The following is a 15,090-nucleotide window of genomic DNA, read 5'->3' as shown; positions in this document are numbered from 1 at the left end:
CGCCCGGTGTTGGCGTACGGACCCCGCCAGCACCACTGCACCAACCCAAGACCTTCGCGTCACAAGTTTCTTCACTGAATCAAGGAGCTGAAGCAATGAACAAGAAACTCCTCTGCGCTGCCCTGCTGGGTGGTTTGAGTCTGGCGCAGGCCGCGTCGGCTCAGGAGTTCGATGACCGCTGGTATGTGTCGGGCTCGACCGGCGTGAACTTCCAGGACAAGGATCGCGGCACTCAGGACTCGCTGTTTGGCGCCTTGGGCTTCGGTAAATTTCTGACCCCCCGCGTTTCGCTGGACGCCGAGCTGAACTATCAGAATCCGGATAAGAACATCAATCCGAATTACCACTGGAGCCAGTACGGCGTCTCGCTGGATGCGCGCTATCACTTCCGCGATGCGGGCGCCAAGATGTGGCCGTATCTGCGCGCTGGTATCGGCGTGCAGCGCCACGAAGAGGAATACAACGCGGCGCCGCTGCCCAGCCCCGGCCGTCACAAGGCGACCAATCTTGCGCTCAACTTCGGTGCTGGCCTGCAGTATGACTTCGGCCGCATGAACCTGCGTACTGAAGTTGGCACCCGCGTCGATTTCGACGATCAGCAGGCGCGTATCGGCAACCAGCAGAACGTGTTTACCGACGCTTTGCTGTCGATCGGCATGACCTACGCCCTGGGTCCGGAGCCGGTGGCCCCGGTGGCGCCGGCGCCGGAGCCGGTGAAGTCCTGCGCCGACATGGACGACGACGGCGATGGCGTCAACAACTGCAATGACAAGTGCCCGAACTCGCAGGCTGGCCAGACCATCGGTCCGGATGGTTGCCCGGTGCCGGTCTCGATCGACCTGAAGGGCGTCAACTTCGACTTCGACAAGGACACTCTGCGTCCGGATGCCGTGGCGATCCTGAACGAGGCAGTCGAGATCCTGAAGCGCTATCCGGAGCTGAAGGTGGAAGTGGCTGGCCACACCGACCAGTGCGGTAAGGAAGGCTACAACCAGAAGCTGTCCGAGCGCCGCGCCAAGGTGGTCTATGACTTCCTGACCAGCAACGGAATCGACGCCAGCCGCCTGGCCGGTCCGAACGGCTATGGGTTCAGCCGTCCGCTCGAGGACAAGGGCACTCACAAGCTGCCGACCTGCAAGAGCGAGATCAACCGCCGCACCGAGCTGAACAGCCAGTAATTTCGGCCATCCACCGCTCATGCGAAGCCCGGCCATGGCCGGGCTTCGTTTTTTACGGCGGACGATGCGGCGTTATTGCGGATGCGGGCCTGCAGTACGCGGACCGGCAGTACATTGCCCGTGTGACGGCCTGCGGCCTACACTGTGCGCGGTTTTCCGGGAGTTGCCGCCATGCCGTCGATTCGTGCCGTCCAAGTTCTGCCGCTGCTGTTTTTGCCGGTGATGGCGCATGCCGCGGGCGATGCCTGCCAGATGGAACTGGCCGTGCCGACGCCCGTTCGCGCGGGTGTCCTGGTGCCGGTGGCGGCAGAGTTCATGCCGGCATTGACCCGGTTGGGAAGCGCCAGCGGCGTGTTGGTGCAGTCGCTCGATGAGGCGCTGTCGGTGGATAACGTGCTGGCGCGCATCCGCATCGATGGCTGCCGCGCGATGTTGCGCAAGGCCGCGTCGGTGATGGCGCAGGGGGAGCTCGATCCGGCCGCCTACAAACCCAAGACCGCGTTCGACAACACCCCTTGGCGCTTCAACATGACCCAGAACGGCAAGCGCATGACTGCCGATGAGTTCGATGCCTGGATGAAGGCGCGCGGCGTGCGCGTGGTCGGCAGGAAGGAACCGGGCGCGGACGCTGCGCCTGCCGCGGGCGCGCCGGAGAAGTGAGCCGCCCCGTGCGCGGGCTGCGCTACGGCCTGGCGCGCGTGCTGTCCAAGCGCGGGTTGTGCTCGCGCAGCGAAGCGGAACGGTTGGTGCGCGCAGGGCGGGTCCGGCTCGATGGCCGCGTGGTGCGCGATCCAGAACATCCGGCCGATCTGATCGCCGCAAGGATCGAGATCGATGGTGTCGCCACCCATGCGGCGATGCCGCGCTACCTGATGCTCAACAAGCCCCGCGGCCTGGTGACGACCGCGCGTGACGAGCGTGGACGCGATACGGTCTATCGCTGCTTCGACGGCGCCGGGCTGGGCTGGATCGCTCCGGTCGGCCGGCTCGACAAGGCCAGCGAGGGCCTGCTGCTGTTCAGCAACGATCCGGCCTGGGCCGCGCGCATCACCGATCCGGCGACCGGGCCGGACAAGACCTACCACGTGCAGGTGGATCGGATCCCCGACGATCCCACGCTCGTCGCGCTGCGTGCCGGGGTCGCTGTGGACGGCGAGTGGTTGCGTGCGGTGTCGGTGGTCGTGCTTCGCGCCGGAGAAAAGAATGCGTGGCTCGAGATCGTGCTCGACGAAGGCCGCAACCGCCAGATCCGGCGCCTGCTGGCGGCATTCGACATCGGCGTGCGGCGGCTGGTGCGGGTGGCGATCGGGCCGCTGGCCCTCGGTGGATTACCGAAAGGCCACTGGCGTGAGCTGAGCGCGGAGGAAGTCGCCGCGCTCGGCGGCGGCTGAGCTTCAGGCCTTGAGCACGCCCAGCTCGCGGCCGATGCGGGTGAAGGCAGCGATCGCGCGGTCGAGATGCTCGCGCGTGTGCGCCGCGGAGATCTGGGTGCGGATGCGCGCCTGGCCTTTCGGCACTACCGGATAGAAGAAGCCGATCGCGTAGATGCCTTCCTCCAGCAGGCGCGCTGCGAAGCGCTGCGCCAGCGGCGCGTCGTACAGCATCACCGGGCAAATCGGGTGCACGCCCGGCTTGAGGTCGAAGCCGGCGGCGGTCATGCGCTCGCGGAAGTAGGCGGTGTTCTCGCGCAGGCGCTCGCGCAGCTCGCCGGCGGCATCCAGCATCTGGAAGGCCTTGATGCCGGCCGCCACCACGTGCGGCGGCAGCGAGTTGGAGAACAGGTAGGGGCGCGAGCGCTGGCGCAGCAGTTCGATCACTTCCTTCTTCGCGGTGGTGAAGCCGCCCAGCGCGCCGCCCATGGCCTTGCCGAGGGTGCCGGTGAAGATGTCGATCTTGTCCAGCACGCCCTTGACTTCCGCGCTGCCGCGGCCGGTCGCGCCCAGAAAGCCGGTGGCGTGGCATTCGTCGATGTGCACCAGCGCGCCGTACTTCGCGGCCAGCGCGGTGATCTCGTCCAGCGGCGCGATGAAGCCGTCCATCGAGAATACGCCGTCGGTGGTGATCATGATCGTGCGCGCGCCGTCGGCCTTGGCCTGTTGCAGCTGCTTCTCGAGGTCGGCCATATCGCAGTTGGCGTAGCGGTAGCGGCGGGCCTTGCACAGGCGCACGCCGTCGATGATCGAGGCGTGGTTGAGCGCATCGCTGATGATGGCGTCGTGCTCGTCCAGCAGCGGTTCGAACAGGCCGCCATTGGCGTCGAAGCAGGCGGCGTAGAGGATGGTGTCCTCGGTGCCGAAGAAGTCGGCGATGGTTTGCTCCAGCTGCTTGTGTAGGTCCTGGGTGCCGCAGATGAAGCGCACGCTGGCCATGCCGAAGCCGTGGGTGTCCAGCGCCCGCTTGGCTTCCGCGATGATGTCCGGGTGGTCGGCGAGACCAAGATAGTTGTTGGCGCAGAAGTTCAGCACCGTGCGCCCGTCGGCAAGCCGGATCTCGGCCGACTGCGGGCTGGTGATGATGCGCTCGGACTTGAACAGGCCGGCGGCGCGGATTTCCTCGAGGGTATCGGCGTAGCGTTGGGTCAGGGACATGGGGGGTTCCGTGCGGATTGGGCGGCCGGGACTGCCTGTGCCCGACACGCCGTGAATACGTCCATATAGGCTCATCGGCGGCATCCATGCCGCCGATGGTCGTGCACAGGCAGCCCCGGCCGCCCAGTGCACGACCCGTCTCGTCAGTTCCAGCTCAGCACGACCTTGCCGGCCTTGCCGCTTTCCATCAGGTCGAAGCCCTTCTGGAACTCCTCGATCGGCAGCTGGTGGGTCAGCACCTTGCCCAGCGGAAAGCCGGAGAGCACCAGTTGGGTCATCTTGTACCAGGTCTCGTACATCTTGCGGCCGTAGATGCCCTGCACGGTCAGGCCCTTGAAGATGATCTTGTCCCAGTCCACCCCGGCGCCCTTGGGCAGGATGCCGAGCAGGGCGATCTTGCCGCCGTGGTACATGCAGTCGAGCATGTCGTTGAAGGCACGCGGGTTGCCGCTCATCTCCAGCCCCACGTCGAAGCCTTCCATGTGCAACTCTTGCATCACGTCCTTGAGTGAGGTGTTGGCCACGTTCACCACCCGGGTGGCGCCCATGTCGGCGGCTAGCTTCAGGCGGTAGTCGTTGACGTCGGTGACGACCACGTTGCGCGCGCCGATCCATTTGCAAATGCCTGCGGCGATGATGCCGATCGGTCCGGCGCCGGTGATCAGCACGTCTTCGCCGACCACGTCGAACTCCAGTGCGCAGTGCGCGGCGTTGCCGTAGGGGTCGAAGAACGCCGCCAGCTCGGACGGGATCTGATCCGGGATCGGCCACAGATTGCTGGCGGGCATCACCATGTATTCGGCGAACGCGCCGTTGCGGTTCACGCCGATGCCGACCGTGTTCGGGCACAGATGCTGGCGGCCGGCGCGGCAGTTGCGGCAGTGGCCGCAGACGATGTGGCCTTCGGCCGAGACACGCTGGCCGACGCTGTAGCCGCTCACGCCGGGGCCGAGGGCGGCGATGCGGCCGACGAACTCGTGCCCGATGGTCAGCCCCGGCTGGATCGTGCGCTGGCTCCACTCGTCCCACAGATAGATGTGCAGGTCGGTGCCGCAGATCGCGGTCTTCTCCAACTTGATCAGCACCTCGTTCGGCCCTGGCGTCGGGATCGGCACCTGTTCCATCCAGATGCCTTTGGCGGCTTCGCGCTTGACCAGCGCGCGCATGGTGGTGGCGTGCGACATGTGCATGACCCATGGAAGGAAGCGGCCATTTTAGCGTCGTTCCTCGTGTCGCCCGGGCCTGACCATGGGCACGGGGCGCCGGCGGGCGGGGGATGGTCTAATACCGGTTTGCCCTACTTGGAGAGTCGCCTATGCGCATGCGTTGCCTGACCGCCGCCCTGGCCCTGGCCCTCGCGGGCGGGGCTGTCCATGCCGATGAAGGCATGTGGATGCCTTCGCAGCTGCCGCAGCTGGCGGCGCAGCTGAAGGCGGCCGGCTTCCAGGGCGACCCGGCGCGGCTGGCCGATGTCACCGCCGATCCGCTGGCGGCGGTGATCTCGCTGGGCGGCTGCACCGCCAGCTTCGTCTCCCCGCAGGGGCTGATCGTCACCAATCACCACTGCGCGATGGGCGCGATCCAGCTCAATTCCACGCCCGAGCGGAACCTGATCCAGGATGGATTCAACGCCGCCACCCTGGCCGACGAGGTCTCCGCTGGGCCGGCCGCGCGCGCGTGGGTGACGGTCGGCTTCACCCCGATCACCGACCGCATCCTGGCCCACGCCCGTGGCAAGACCGGGCGCGCCTACTTCGACGCGGTGGAAGCCGCGAAGAAGGCCGCGGTGGCCGAATGCGAACGGGACGCCGGGTACCGCTGCAGCGTGGCCGACATGTACTACGGCAGCGAGTTCTACCTGATCAAGCAGCTGGAGCTGAAAGATATCCGGCTGGTGTACGCGCCGCCGGAGGCGATCGGCAACTACGGCGACGAGATCGACAACTTCATGTGGCCGCGCCACAGCGGCGATTTCGCGTTCTACCGCGCCTACGTGGGCAAGGATGGCAAGCCGGCTGCGTATTCGCCCGACAACGTGCCGTACGTGCCGCCTGCGGTGCTGCCGGTGTCCACCGCGCCGGTGAAGGCGGGGGATTTCGCGATGGTGGCCGGCTACCCCGGCGTCACCTTCCGCCTGCGCACCGCCTCCGAGTTCGCCACCCAGGTGGACTGGCTGCTGCCCACGCGGGTGGAGATGCTGGACGGCCTGATCCGCACCATCGATGCGGCTACCGCCGGCAGCGAAGCGAAGCGTGTGCGCTACGCCTCCACCGTGGCCTCGCTGAAGAACAACCTCAAGCGCGCGCAGGGCGAGCTGGATGGCCTGCGCCGCAGCGACGCCGTGCGCGTGCGCCGTGCCGACGAGGACGCGATGCTGGCCTGGCTGGCGCGGCAGCCAGGCAGCAAGCCGATGCAGGCGGAGATCCGCGCGTTGCAGGCGCAGCTGGATGCGCAGGACGCCACCCGCGCGCGCGATTTCATCCTGCCGTTCCTGCGCCCAGGGCTGCTGGGCGCGGCAGTGCAACTGCAGCGGCTGGCGTATGAGCGCAGCAAGCCGGACGCCCAGCGCGAGTCCGGCTACCAGCAGCGCGACGAGGCGTTGATCGAAGGCGGATTGAAGCAGCTGCAAAAGCGCTTCGATCCCGAGGTGGAGAAGGCCACCCTGCGCTACGCGCTCGAGCGCTATTTCGCGCTGCCCGCCGCGCAGCGGGTGCCGGAGTTCGATGCGGTATTTGGCGCCAATGCGACCGAGGCCGCGCAGCGGCTGGACGCCCTGTACGCGGGCACCCGGCTGGGCGACGAAAGCGTGCGGCTGGGGGCGATGCGCCAGGATGCCGCGCAGCTTGCCGCCTCCGATGACAGCCTGCTGCGCGCCGCCGCCACGTTGCAGCCGGCGCTGCTGCGGCTCGAAGACGCGGCCAAGCAGCGCGCCGGGGAGCTGCTGCGGCTGCGCCCGGCCTATATGCGCGCCCTGATCGCCTATCGCAAGACGCAAGGCCGCGCGGTGTACCCGGACGCCAACTCCACCCTGCGCGTGAGCTACGGCAAGGTCAGCCCGCTGTCGCCGCGCGACGGCATCGACTACCGCCCGCTGACCACGGTGGCGGGCATTCTCGAAAAGCACACCGGCAAGGCCCCGTTCGATGCGCCCATGCCGCTGCGTGAGGCGATCGCCAAGGGCGATTTCGGCAGCACCATGGATCCGCAGCTGAAGACGCAGACGGTCGATTTCATGACCAATCTCGACACCACCGGCGGCAACTCCGGCTCGCCGGTGCTGGACGCGCAGGGCCGCCTGATCGGGCTGAACTTCGACAGCAACTGGGAGGCGGTCAGCGCCAGCTGGATGTTCGACCCGCGCTACAAGCGCGCGATCCACGTGGACATGCGCTACCTGCGCTGGATCCTGGCCAAGGTATATCCGGCGCCGCGCCTGCTGCGCGAGATGCAGCTGCCGGCGGAATGAGCTTTCCCGATGTTTCAAGCCAAGAACCGACTGCATAGAGGAGATGACATGCGCAAGACGATGATGGCCGCCGCGCTGGCGCTGGCAGTGGCGGGAGTGGGCACGGCGAGCGCCGATGAAGGCATGTGGGTGCCGCAGCAGCTGCCGGAGATCGCCGGCCCGCTGAAGCAGGCCGGGCTGAAGCTGGACCCGAAACAGCTGGCCGACCTCACCGGGGATCCGATGGGCGCGGTGGTCTCGCTCGGCGGCTGCACCGGCAGTTTCGTGTCCCCGAACGGGCTGGTGGCCACCAACCACCACTGCGCCTATGGCGCGATCCAGCTCAACTCCACCCCGGAGAAGAACCTGATCAAGGACGGCTTCAACGCGCCGACCGCGACGGATGAGCTGTCCGCCGGCCCGAACGCGCGCATCTACGTGCTGGAGGCGATCACCGACGTCACCGCGCAGGCCAAGGCCGCGATGGCGGCCGCGGGCAATGACCCGGTGGCGCGCGCGGATGCGCTGGAGGCGTTCGAGAAGAAGGCCACCGCCGACTGCGAGGCCGAGCCGGGCTACCGCTGCCGGGTCTATAGCTTCATGGGAGGCACGACCTACCGCCTGTTCAAGAACCTGGAAATCCGGGACGTGCGCCTGGTGTACGCGCCGCCGTCCAGCGTCGGCAAGTTCGGCGGCGACATCGACAACTGGATGTGGCCGCGCCACACCGGCGATTTCGCGTTCTACCGCGCCTACGTCGGCAAGGACGGCAAGCCGGCCGCGTTCAGCAAGGACAACGTGCCCTACCGCCCGAAGCACTGGCTGAAGATCGCCGACGTGCCGCTGCGCGAAGGCGACTTCGTGATGGTGGCCGGCTACCCGGGCCGTACCGATCGCTATGCCCTGGCGGCGGAGTTCGAAAATACCCAGCGCTGGACGTATCCGGCGATCGTCAAGGCCTACAACGACCAGATCGCGTTGGTCGAGGCCGCCGCCAAGGACAATCCCGACATCGCGGTGAAGTACGCCAGTGCGCTGGCCGGCTGGAACAACACCAGCAAGAACTTCGAAGGCCAGCTGGAAGGCTTCAAGCGCAACGGCGTGCTGGCGATCAAGCAGCGCCAGGAGGCCGATGTGCTGGCCTGGTTGCGTAAGCGTGGCGCCGCCGGCAAGCCGGCGCTGGAGGCGCATGCCACGCTGGTGAAGCTGGTCGAGGACGGCAAGCGCACGCAGGAGCGCGATCTGGTGCTCGGCAGCTTCAACCGCACCGGAGTGGTCGGAGTGGCGGTGAACCTCTATCGTCTGGCGATCGAGCGCCAGAAGCCGGACGCCGAGCGCGAGAGCGGCTATCAGGATCGCGACCTGCCGGTGATCGAAGGCGGTCTGAAGCAGATGGAGCGCCGCTACGTCCCGGCCATGGACCGCCAGCTGCGGCAGTACTGGCTGGGTCGCTACGTGGCGCTGCCGGCCGAGCAGCGGGTGGCGGCGGTGGACGCCTGGCTGGGCGGCAGCGACCAGGCCGCCGCCGAGCGCGCGCTGGCACGCCTGGACGGCAGCAAGCTGGGCAGCCTCGACGAGCGTCTGAAGTGGTTCAAGGCCGACAGGGCCGCGTTCGAGGCCAGCGATGACCCGGCCATCCAGTACGCGGTGGCGGTGATGCCCACCCTGCTGGCGATGGAGCGGCAGGCCAAGGTGCGCTACGGCACCGCGCTGCAGGCGCGGCCGCAGTATCTGCAGGCGGTGGTGGATTACAAGCGCAGCCTGGGCCAGGCCGTGTATCCGGATGCCAACTCCACCCTGCGCATCACCTTCGGCCACGTGAAGGGCTACACCGGGTTGGACGGCAAGGTGTACACCCCGTTCACCAAGCTGGAGGAAGTGGCGGCGAAGGAGACCGGCGTCGAGCCGTTCGACAACCCCAAGGCACTGCTGGAGGCGGTGGCGGCCAAGCGCTACGGTGGGCTGGCGGATGCGGCGCTGGGCACCGTGCCGGTCAACTTTCTGGCCGATCTCGACATCACCGGCGGCAACTCCGGCTCGCCGGTGCTGGACGCGCATGGTCGGCTGGTCGGGTTGGCGTTCGACGGCACCCTGGAGTCGGTAGCCAGCAACTGGGTGTTCGACCCGGTGATCACCCGCATGATCTCGGTGGACCAGCGCTACATGCGCTGGATCATGCAGGAGGTGATGCCATCGCCGCAGCTGCTGCAGGAACTGGGCGTGGCGCCCAAGCCGTAAGCGCCGCCGCGTCCGCGCCCCGGAAACGCCGGCCGCGTGCCGGCGTTTGCGTTGCGAAGGACCTTCCCATGGCCAGGCGACCTGTTAGGCTGTCGCGCCGCCATCGCGCCCTCTCTCTCCCCACGCATGAAGATCCTGCTTGCCCGCCACGGCGAAACTCCGTGGAACGCCGAAGGCCGCTACCAGGGCCGCACCGACATTCCGCTCTCCGAGGTGGGGGTCGCGCAGGCGCAGGCGCTCGGCCGGCGCCTGCGTGATGTGCCGATCGCGCGCGCGGTGGCCTCGCCGCTGGCGCGCGCAGCGGAGACCGCGCGGCTGGCATTGGGCGAGGCGCGTGCCGGGATGCTGCTGTTCGACGACGGGCTGCTGGAGATCGGCCACGGCAGCTGGGAGGGCCTGCTGACCTCCGAGATCGCCGCGCGCGACCCCGAGCGCCTGGCCGCCTGGCGGCAGACGCCCGACCGCGTGCAGATGCCGGGCCCCGGCGGCGAGTCGCTGCAGCAGGTGCTGGATCGCGCCTGGCCCGCGCTGGCGCGCGCCTGCGCGGGATTGGCGGAGGATGACGTGCTGCTGGTGGTCGCCCACGACGCGGTCAACCGGGTGCTGCTGGCGCGCATCCTCGGCATTCCGCTGGCCAGGCTGTGGGGCTTCCGGCAGGCCCCGGCCACGCTGAATCTGCTGCAAGGGCCGCAGGTGGACGCGCTCGAGGTGGTGCGCCTGAACGACGCCACCCACCACACCGCGCTGTTCGGCGAAGCCAAGCATCGCGCGCTGTAAGCTGCGCCCTCCCGGTTATTGCAATCCTGCGATCCCGTGATGCCTCGCACGCTTGCCGACTGGCTGGCCTTCATCGAGCGCCAGCACCCCAAATCGATCGCCATGGGCCTGGAGCGCGTGCGCGCGGTGGCCGCGCGGCTGGGGCTCGGCCAGCCTGCGCGGCACACCATCACCGTCGGCGGCACCAATGGCAAGGGCTCGACGGTCGCCTTCCTCGAAGCGATTGCACGCGCGCATGGCTGGAAGGTCGGCGCCTACACCTCGCCGCACCTGCTGCGCTTCAACGAGCGCATCCGGATCGATGGGTGCGAGGCCGAGGATGCCGCGCTCATCGAAGGCTTCGCGGCGGTGGAGGCGGCGCGCGGGGAGACGCCGCTGACCTATTTCGAATACGCCACTTTGTGCGCGCTGTGGCTGTTCCAGCGCGCCGGTCTGGACCTGGCAGTGCTGGAGGTGGGCCTCGGCGGGCGGCTGGATGCGGTCAATCTGGTGGATGCCGATGCCGCGGTGATCACCACGGTGGACCTCGACCACCAGGACTGGTTGGGGCCGGATACCGAGGCCATCGGCTTCGAGAAGGCCGGCATCGCGCGCCCGTTCAGGCCGCTGGTGCTGGGCGACGATGATCCGCCGTCCAGCGTGCTGCGGCATGCCTATGCGATCGGCGCGCCGGCCTGGCGGATCGCCAATGATTTTTTCGCCGAGCCGGTGGACGCGGCGCACTGGCGCTGGCGCGAGGTCGGCTACGAGCTCGTGCTGCCGCTGCCGATGCAGGCGCAGGGCGCGCCGGTGCAGTTGCGCAACGCCGCGTGCGCGATCGCCGCGCTGCGCGCGTTGGACCTGCCGCTGGAGGAAGCCGCGATCGCGCGTGGCGTGGCCGAGGCGGCGGTGGCGGGCCGGCTGCAGCGTTTCGCGCGCGATGGCGTGGAGGTGCTGGTGGACGTCGGCCACAACCCGCAGGCGGCGCGCGCGCTGGCCGGCTGGCTGCGCGCGCAGCCGGCGCGGCGCACCCTGGCGGTGTACGCCGCGCTGGGCGACAAGGACGCAGCCGGGGTGGCGGCAGCGCTCGCGCCGGCGGTCGAAGGCTGGCATCTGGCCGGGACCCAGGCCGCGGGCGCGCGTGGAATCACCGGCGAGGCGCTGCAGCAGCGCCTGCGTGGAGTGGTGGCGGATCCCGCTGTCCATGCCGAGGTGGCCGCCGCGCTGCGCGCGGCGCTGGCGCAGGCCGCGCCGGATGGTCGGGTGCTGGTGTTCGGCTCGTTCCATGCCGCGGCGGAAGCGCTGCGCCTCCTGGAAGGCGAAGTTTGAGCGATGGCGGGCGCAGGCCGGCGGTATAATCGCGCTCCCACCGTGCCTGGCCCCGCGGAATGCCGATGGATGCTTCGCTGAAACAGCGCCTGGTTGGCGCGGCCGTACTGGTCGCGCTGGCGGTCATCTTCCTGCCGATGCTGGTCAAGGGGCCGGCGCCCGATAGCGGCGTCACCGGGGTGTCGATGAAAGTGCCGGCGGAGCCGAAGCCGGAGAGCGGCACGGTGATCCAGGACCTGCCGCTGGTGGCGCCTGGACAGGCGCCCGCGGGCGGGGCATCCGGGATGCCGGAGACGCTTGCGGCCACGCCGGGCGAGCCGGCCGCCGACAATGCGCCGGCCGCTGCCCCGGCGGCGACGCCGCTGGCGGCGGTGGCCGCCGGTGATTACGCGGTCAGCTTCGGCAATTACGCCAGCGAGGCGGATGCAGACAAGGTCATCGCCGCCCTGCGCGCGGCCGGACTGCCCGGCTACCGCGAGCCGGTGAATCTGGGCGGGAGGCAGGCGCAGCGGGTGCGCATCGGTCCGTTCGCCGACCGCGCCAGCGCCGAATCCGCGCGCCTGCGCGCCAGCCAGGTGCGTACCGATGTCGAAACCCGCGTGGTGACGCTGAATGCCGCTACGGATGCGCCAGCCGCCACTGCTGCCGCGGCCGCACCCGCCGCCCCTGCGCAGCCGCAAGCGCCGGCCGCGCCGCCAGCCCCGAAGTCGGCCGACAAGCCGGCCCCCGCCGAGTCGTCCAAGCCGGTCGCGAAGGTGATCGACAAGCCGGCCGACAAGCCCGCGCCGAAGGTGGCGGAGAAGCCGGCGAGCGCCCCCGCGCCGACGCCGAAGACCGAGCCGCCGGCGAGCGCGCCGGCCAATCCGGCAAATACCGGCTTCGTGGTCCAGATCGGCGCATTCGCCTCGGCCCCCGACGCGCTGGCCCAGCGCGATGCCCTGCGCAAGGCCGGGTTCAATGCCTTCACCGACACCGTGCCCGGCCCGAACGGCACCCTCACCCGGGTGCGGGTGGGCCCGGTGCTCACCCGCGCCGAGGCCGAGGCGCTCAAGGCCAGGCTGAAGGCCGCGGGCAAGGACGGCATGGTGCGTCCGCATCCTTGATTCGATTCGGCGCTTCCAATCCACGGCAGCCCTAGGAAATCCCGTATGTGCGGTATCGTCGGTATCGTCGGCCACAGCGAAGTGGCCGGCCTGTTGTATGACGGCCTGACCGTCCTCCAGCATCGCGGCCAGGATGCGGCCGGCATCGCCACCGCCGAGGGCGGCAAGCTGCGCGTGCACAAAGGCAACGGCCTGGTGCGCGACGTGTTCGATGACCATGCGATGGCGCTGCTGCGCGGGCGGATCGGGATCGGCCACTGCCGTTATCCCACCGCCGGCAGCGAGGGCAGCGACGAGGCCCAGCCCTTCTATGTCAACTCGCCCTATGGCATCGCGCTGGCGCACAACGGCAACCTGATCAATACCGAATCGCTGCGGCGCGAGGTGTTCGAGCAGGACCGCCGCAATGTCAACACCGAATCCGATTCGGAAGTGCTGCTCAACGTGTTCGCGCACGAGTTGGATGTCCAGAATGCGCTCACCCCGGAGGCCGTGTTCGCCGCCATCGCGGGCGTGAACCGGCGCGCGCGCGGCGGCTACGCGGTGGTCTGCACCGTGCTCGGGCTGGGGCTGGTCGCCTTCCGCGATCCGCACGGCATCCGGCCGCTGGTGCTGGGGCGGCGTGGCAGCGCGAGTGGCGATGAGTACATCGTCGCCTCCGAGTCGGTGGCGCTGGACGTGCTGGGCTTCGAACGCGTGCGCGACGTGGCGCCGGGCGAGGGTATCGTCATCACCGCCGATGGCACCCTGCATACGCAAGCGTGCGCGCCGGAGATGCCGCATGCGCCGTGCATCTTCGAGTACGTGTACTTCGCGCGTCCGGATTCGATGATCGAGAACATCTCGGTGCACAAGGCGCGTATGCGCATGGGCGTGACCCTGGGCGAGAAGATCCTGCGCGAGCGCCCCGACCACGACATCGACGTGGTGATCCCGATCCCCGACACCAGCCGCGACTCCGCGCTGGAGCTTGCCAACGTGCTGGGCGTGAAGTACCGCGAGGGCTTCATCAAGAACCGCTACGTCGGGCGCACCTTCATCATGCCGGGGCAGGGCGAACGCGCGAAGTCGGTGAAGCGCAAGCTCAACCCGATCCCGCTGGAGTTCCGCAACCGGGTGGTGCTGCTGGTGGACGATTCCATCGTGCGCGGTACCACCAGCCGCCAGATCGTGCAGATGGCGCGCGATGCCGGCGCACGCAAGGTGTACCTGGCGTCGGCGGCGCCGCCGGTGCGCTATCCGAACATCTACGGCATCGATATGCCGCTGGCCGAAGAGCTGGTGGCGCACGGCCGCAGCGAGCAGGAGATCGAGCAGCTGCTGGGGTGCGACTGGCTGATCTATCAGGACCTGGCCGATCTCGAGGCGGCAGTCGCCGGCCCCAAGTTCCCCGGCCGCAAGTTCGACAGCTCCTGTTTCAATGGCGAGTACGTCACCGGCGTCGAGCCTGGCTATTTCGAGCGGCTCAAGCAGCTGCGCTCGGACGAGGCGAAGAAGAAGCGGCGTGCCGGATGATGCGTTTCGTCGCCTTGCGGCAGTGTCTGGCGGAGAGTGGCCGGATGCGCTTCAACCGAGCGAGTATCGGGGAGCGAATCGAAACGCATCCAGCCACTCCCTCTGCGATAACCCTTCAAGCCACGTGACCACCCTCTTCACCGCCGCCCGCGCCTGCCTCGACGCCGCCACGCCGGACGCAAAGCCCGCGCTGACGCTGGCGATGGCGGAGGCATTCGCGCGCGGTGAACTGGTGGTGGATGACGATGCGCCGCCACCGGAGCCGATCCGGATGCCGGGCCGTCCCGCGCGCCCGCGCCTGGTGCATCCGCGCGACCTGCCGCGGCGCGGCTTCGGGAGCCGGGAGGGGCGCGCTGCGTTCATTCACGCGGTGGCGCACATCGAGTTCAACGCGATGGACCTCGCCTGGGATGCGGTGTACCGCTTCCGCGGGATGCCGCGCGCGTTCTATGCGGACTGGGTGGCGGTGGCGCGCGATGAAGCGCGTCACTTCACCATGCTGCGCGCCCGCCTGCGCGATTTCGGCCACGACTACGGCGACTTCGATGCCCACAACGGCCTGTGGGAGATGGCCGAGAAGACCGCGCACGATGGCCTGGCGCGCATGGCGCTGGTGCCGCGCGTGCTGGAGGCGCGCGGTCTTGACGTCACCCCGGGGATGATCGTGAAGCTGCGCGCGTTGGGCGACGACGTCACCGCCGACATCCTGGAGATCATCCTGCGCGAGGAAGTGGCGCATGTGGCGGCCGGCAGCCGCTGGTACCGCTGGCATTGCGAACGCGCCGGGGTGGAGCCGCGCGCGCGCTTCCGCGAGCTGCTGCGCGAATACGCCAGCGGCGTGCTGCACAAGCCCTTCAATACCGAGGCGCGGCTGCAGGCGGGATTCGACCCCGAAGAGCTGGAGCGCCTGCTGGCCGAAGCGGACTGACCGCGGCCGC

At 68.8% G+C, this 15,090-nt stretch carries 12 protein-coding genes; 10 read left to right on the top strand and 2 right to left on the bottom strand.

Translation table 11 applies throughout. The annotated features are described in order from the left end of the window. Positions 1-95 precede the first annotated feature (95 nt). The 3 genes from ML342_RS08995 to ML342_RS08985 all read left to right on the top strand — a co-directional run bounded on the left by ML342_RS08995 (position 96) and on the right by ML342_RS08985 (position 2,569). Positions 96-1,178, top strand: a complete 1,083-nt coding sequence (locus ML342_RS08995) for an OmpA family protein (RefSeq protein WP_240126717.1) — start codon at positions 96-98, stop codon at positions 1,176-1,178. Positions 1,179-1,349: 171 nt separating this feature from the next. Then, positions 1,350-1,838 (top strand): hypothetical protein, encoded by a 489-nt coding sequence (locus ML342_RS08990; RefSeq protein ID WP_240126716.1) that lies wholly within the window; start codon positions 1,350-1,352, stop codon positions 1,836-1,838. Continuing rightward, positions 1,751-2,569: a pseudouridine synthase gene (locus ML342_RS08985; RefSeq protein ID WP_439655191.1), complete on the top strand. Its 819-nt coding sequence runs from the start codon at positions 1,751-1,753 to the stop codon at positions 2,567-2,569. The genes ML342_RS08990 and ML342_RS08985 overlap by 88 nt, the downstream gene beginning before the upstream one ends. Positions 2,570-2,572: 3 nt before the next feature. Here the strand turns inward: ML342_RS08985 and kbl are convergent, their stop codons facing one another. Both kbl and tdh read right to left on the bottom strand, forming a co-directional pair. After that, on the bottom strand, positions 2,573-3,766 hold the full coding sequence (gene kbl, locus ML342_RS08980) for a glycine C-acetyltransferase (protein ID WP_240126714.1): 1,194 nt from the start codon (positions 3,764-3,766) through the stop codon (positions 2,573-2,575). Between the two features lie 143 nt (positions 3,767-3,909). Beyond that, positions 3,910-4,932 carry an L-threonine 3-dehydrogenase gene (tdh, locus tag ML342_RS08975; RefSeq protein WP_240126899.1) on the bottom strand — a complete coding sequence of 341 codons (1,023 nt, stop codon included), beginning with the start codon at positions 4,930-4,932 and terminating at the stop codon, positions 3,910-3,912. A 149-nt stretch (positions 4,933-5,081) separates the two neighbouring features. Here tdh and ML342_RS08970 point away from each other — a divergent pair, with 149 nt between their 5' ends. The 7 genes from ML342_RS08970 to ML342_RS08940 all read left to right on the top strand — a co-directional run bounded on the left by ML342_RS08970 (position 5,082) and on the right by ML342_RS08940 (position 15,080). Further along, positions 5,082-7,232 (top strand): S46 family peptidase, encoded by a 2,151-nt coding sequence (locus tag ML342_RS08970; RefSeq protein WP_240126713.1) that lies wholly within the window; start codon positions 5,082-5,084, stop codon positions 7,230-7,232. Between the two features lie 123 nt (positions 7,233-7,355). Continuing rightward, positions 7,356-9,449 (top strand): S46 family peptidase, encoded by a 2,094-nt coding sequence (locus tag ML342_RS08965; protein ID WP_240126898.1) that lies wholly within the window; start codon positions 7,356-7,358, stop codon positions 9,447-9,449. A gap of 126 nt (positions 9,450-9,575) precedes the next feature. Beyond that, positions 9,576-10,226, top strand: coding sequence for a histidine phosphatase family protein (locus tag ML342_RS08960; protein ID WP_240126712.1), 651 nt, complete (start codon positions 9,576-9,578; stop codon positions 10,224-10,226). Between the two features lie 39 nt (positions 10,227-10,265). Continuing rightward, positions 10,266-11,534 carry a bifunctional tetrahydrofolate synthase/dihydrofolate synthase gene (gene folC / locus ML342_RS08955; protein ID WP_240126711.1) on the top strand — a complete coding sequence of 423 codons (1,269 nt, stop codon included), beginning with the start codon at positions 10,266-10,268 and terminating at the stop codon, positions 11,532-11,534. Between the two features lie 65 nt (positions 11,535-11,599). Continuing rightward, positions 11,600-12,637, top strand: a complete 1,038-nt coding sequence (locus ML342_RS08950) for an SPOR domain-containing protein (RefSeq protein ID WP_240126710.1) — start codon at positions 11,600-11,602, stop codon at positions 12,635-12,637. Positions 12,638-12,682: 45 nt separating this feature from the next. After that, positions 12,683-14,152 (top strand): amidophosphoribosyltransferase, encoded by a 1,470-nt coding sequence (gene purF / locus ML342_RS08945; RefSeq protein WP_240126709.1) that lies wholly within the window; start codon positions 12,683-12,685, stop codon positions 14,150-14,152. A 124-nt stretch (positions 14,153-14,276) separates the two neighbouring features. Further along, positions 14,277-15,080, top strand: coding sequence for a ferritin-like domain-containing protein (locus ML342_RS08940; RefSeq protein ID WP_240126708.1), 804 nt, complete (start codon positions 14,277-14,279; stop codon positions 15,078-15,080). Positions 15,081-15,090: the final 10 nt, after the last annotated feature.

Origin of the sequence: Thermomonas alba (assembly GCF_022419205.1) — a bacterium.
GTDB lineage: Bacteria > Pseudomonadota > Gammaproteobacteria > Xanthomonadales > Xanthomonadaceae > Thermomonas > Thermomonas alba.
Note: the sequence above shows the minus strand (reverse complement) of the source record. Positions and strands in the feature narration are given on the sequence as shown.

Excerpts from the sequence above, each read along its gene's own strand:
- ML342_RS08995 (WP_240126717.1), top strand. The coding sequence starts at position 96 with ATGAACAAGAAACTCCTCTGCGCTGCCCTGCTGGGTGGTTTGAGTCTG.
- ML342_RS08990 (WP_240126716.1), top strand. The coding sequence starts at position 1,350 with ATGCCGTCGATTCGTGCCGTCCAAGTTCTGCCGCTGCTGTTTTTGCCG.
- kbl (WP_240126714.1), bottom strand. The coding sequence starts at position 3,766 with ATGTCCCTGACCCAACGCTACGCCGATACCCTCGAGGAAATCCGCGCC.
- tdh (WP_240126899.1), bottom strand. The coding sequence starts at position 4,932 with ATGCGCGCGCTGGTCAAGCGCGAAGCCGCCAAAGGCATCTGGATGGAA.
- ML342_RS08970 (WP_240126713.1), top strand. The coding sequence starts at position 5,082 with ATGCGCATGCGTTGCCTGACCGCCGCCCTGGCCCTGGCCCTCGCGGGC.
- ML342_RS08965 (WP_240126898.1), top strand. The coding sequence starts at position 7,356 with ATGTGGGTGCCGCAGCAGCTGCCGGAGATCGCCGGCCCGCTGAAGCAG.
- ML342_RS08960 (WP_240126712.1), top strand. The coding sequence starts at position 9,576 with ATGAAGATCCTGCTTGCCCGCCACGGCGAAACTCCGTGGAACGCCGAA.
- folC (WP_240126711.1), top strand. The coding sequence starts at position 10,266 with ATGCCTCGCACGCTTGCCGACTGGCTGGCCTTCATCGAGCGCCAGCAC.
- ML342_RS08950 (WP_240126710.1), top strand. The coding sequence starts at position 11,600 with ATGGATGCTTCGCTGAAACAGCGCCTGGTTGGCGCGGCCGTACTGGTC.
- purF (WP_240126709.1), top strand. The coding sequence starts at position 12,683 with ATGTGCGGTATCGTCGGTATCGTCGGCCACAGCGAAGTGGCCGGCCTG.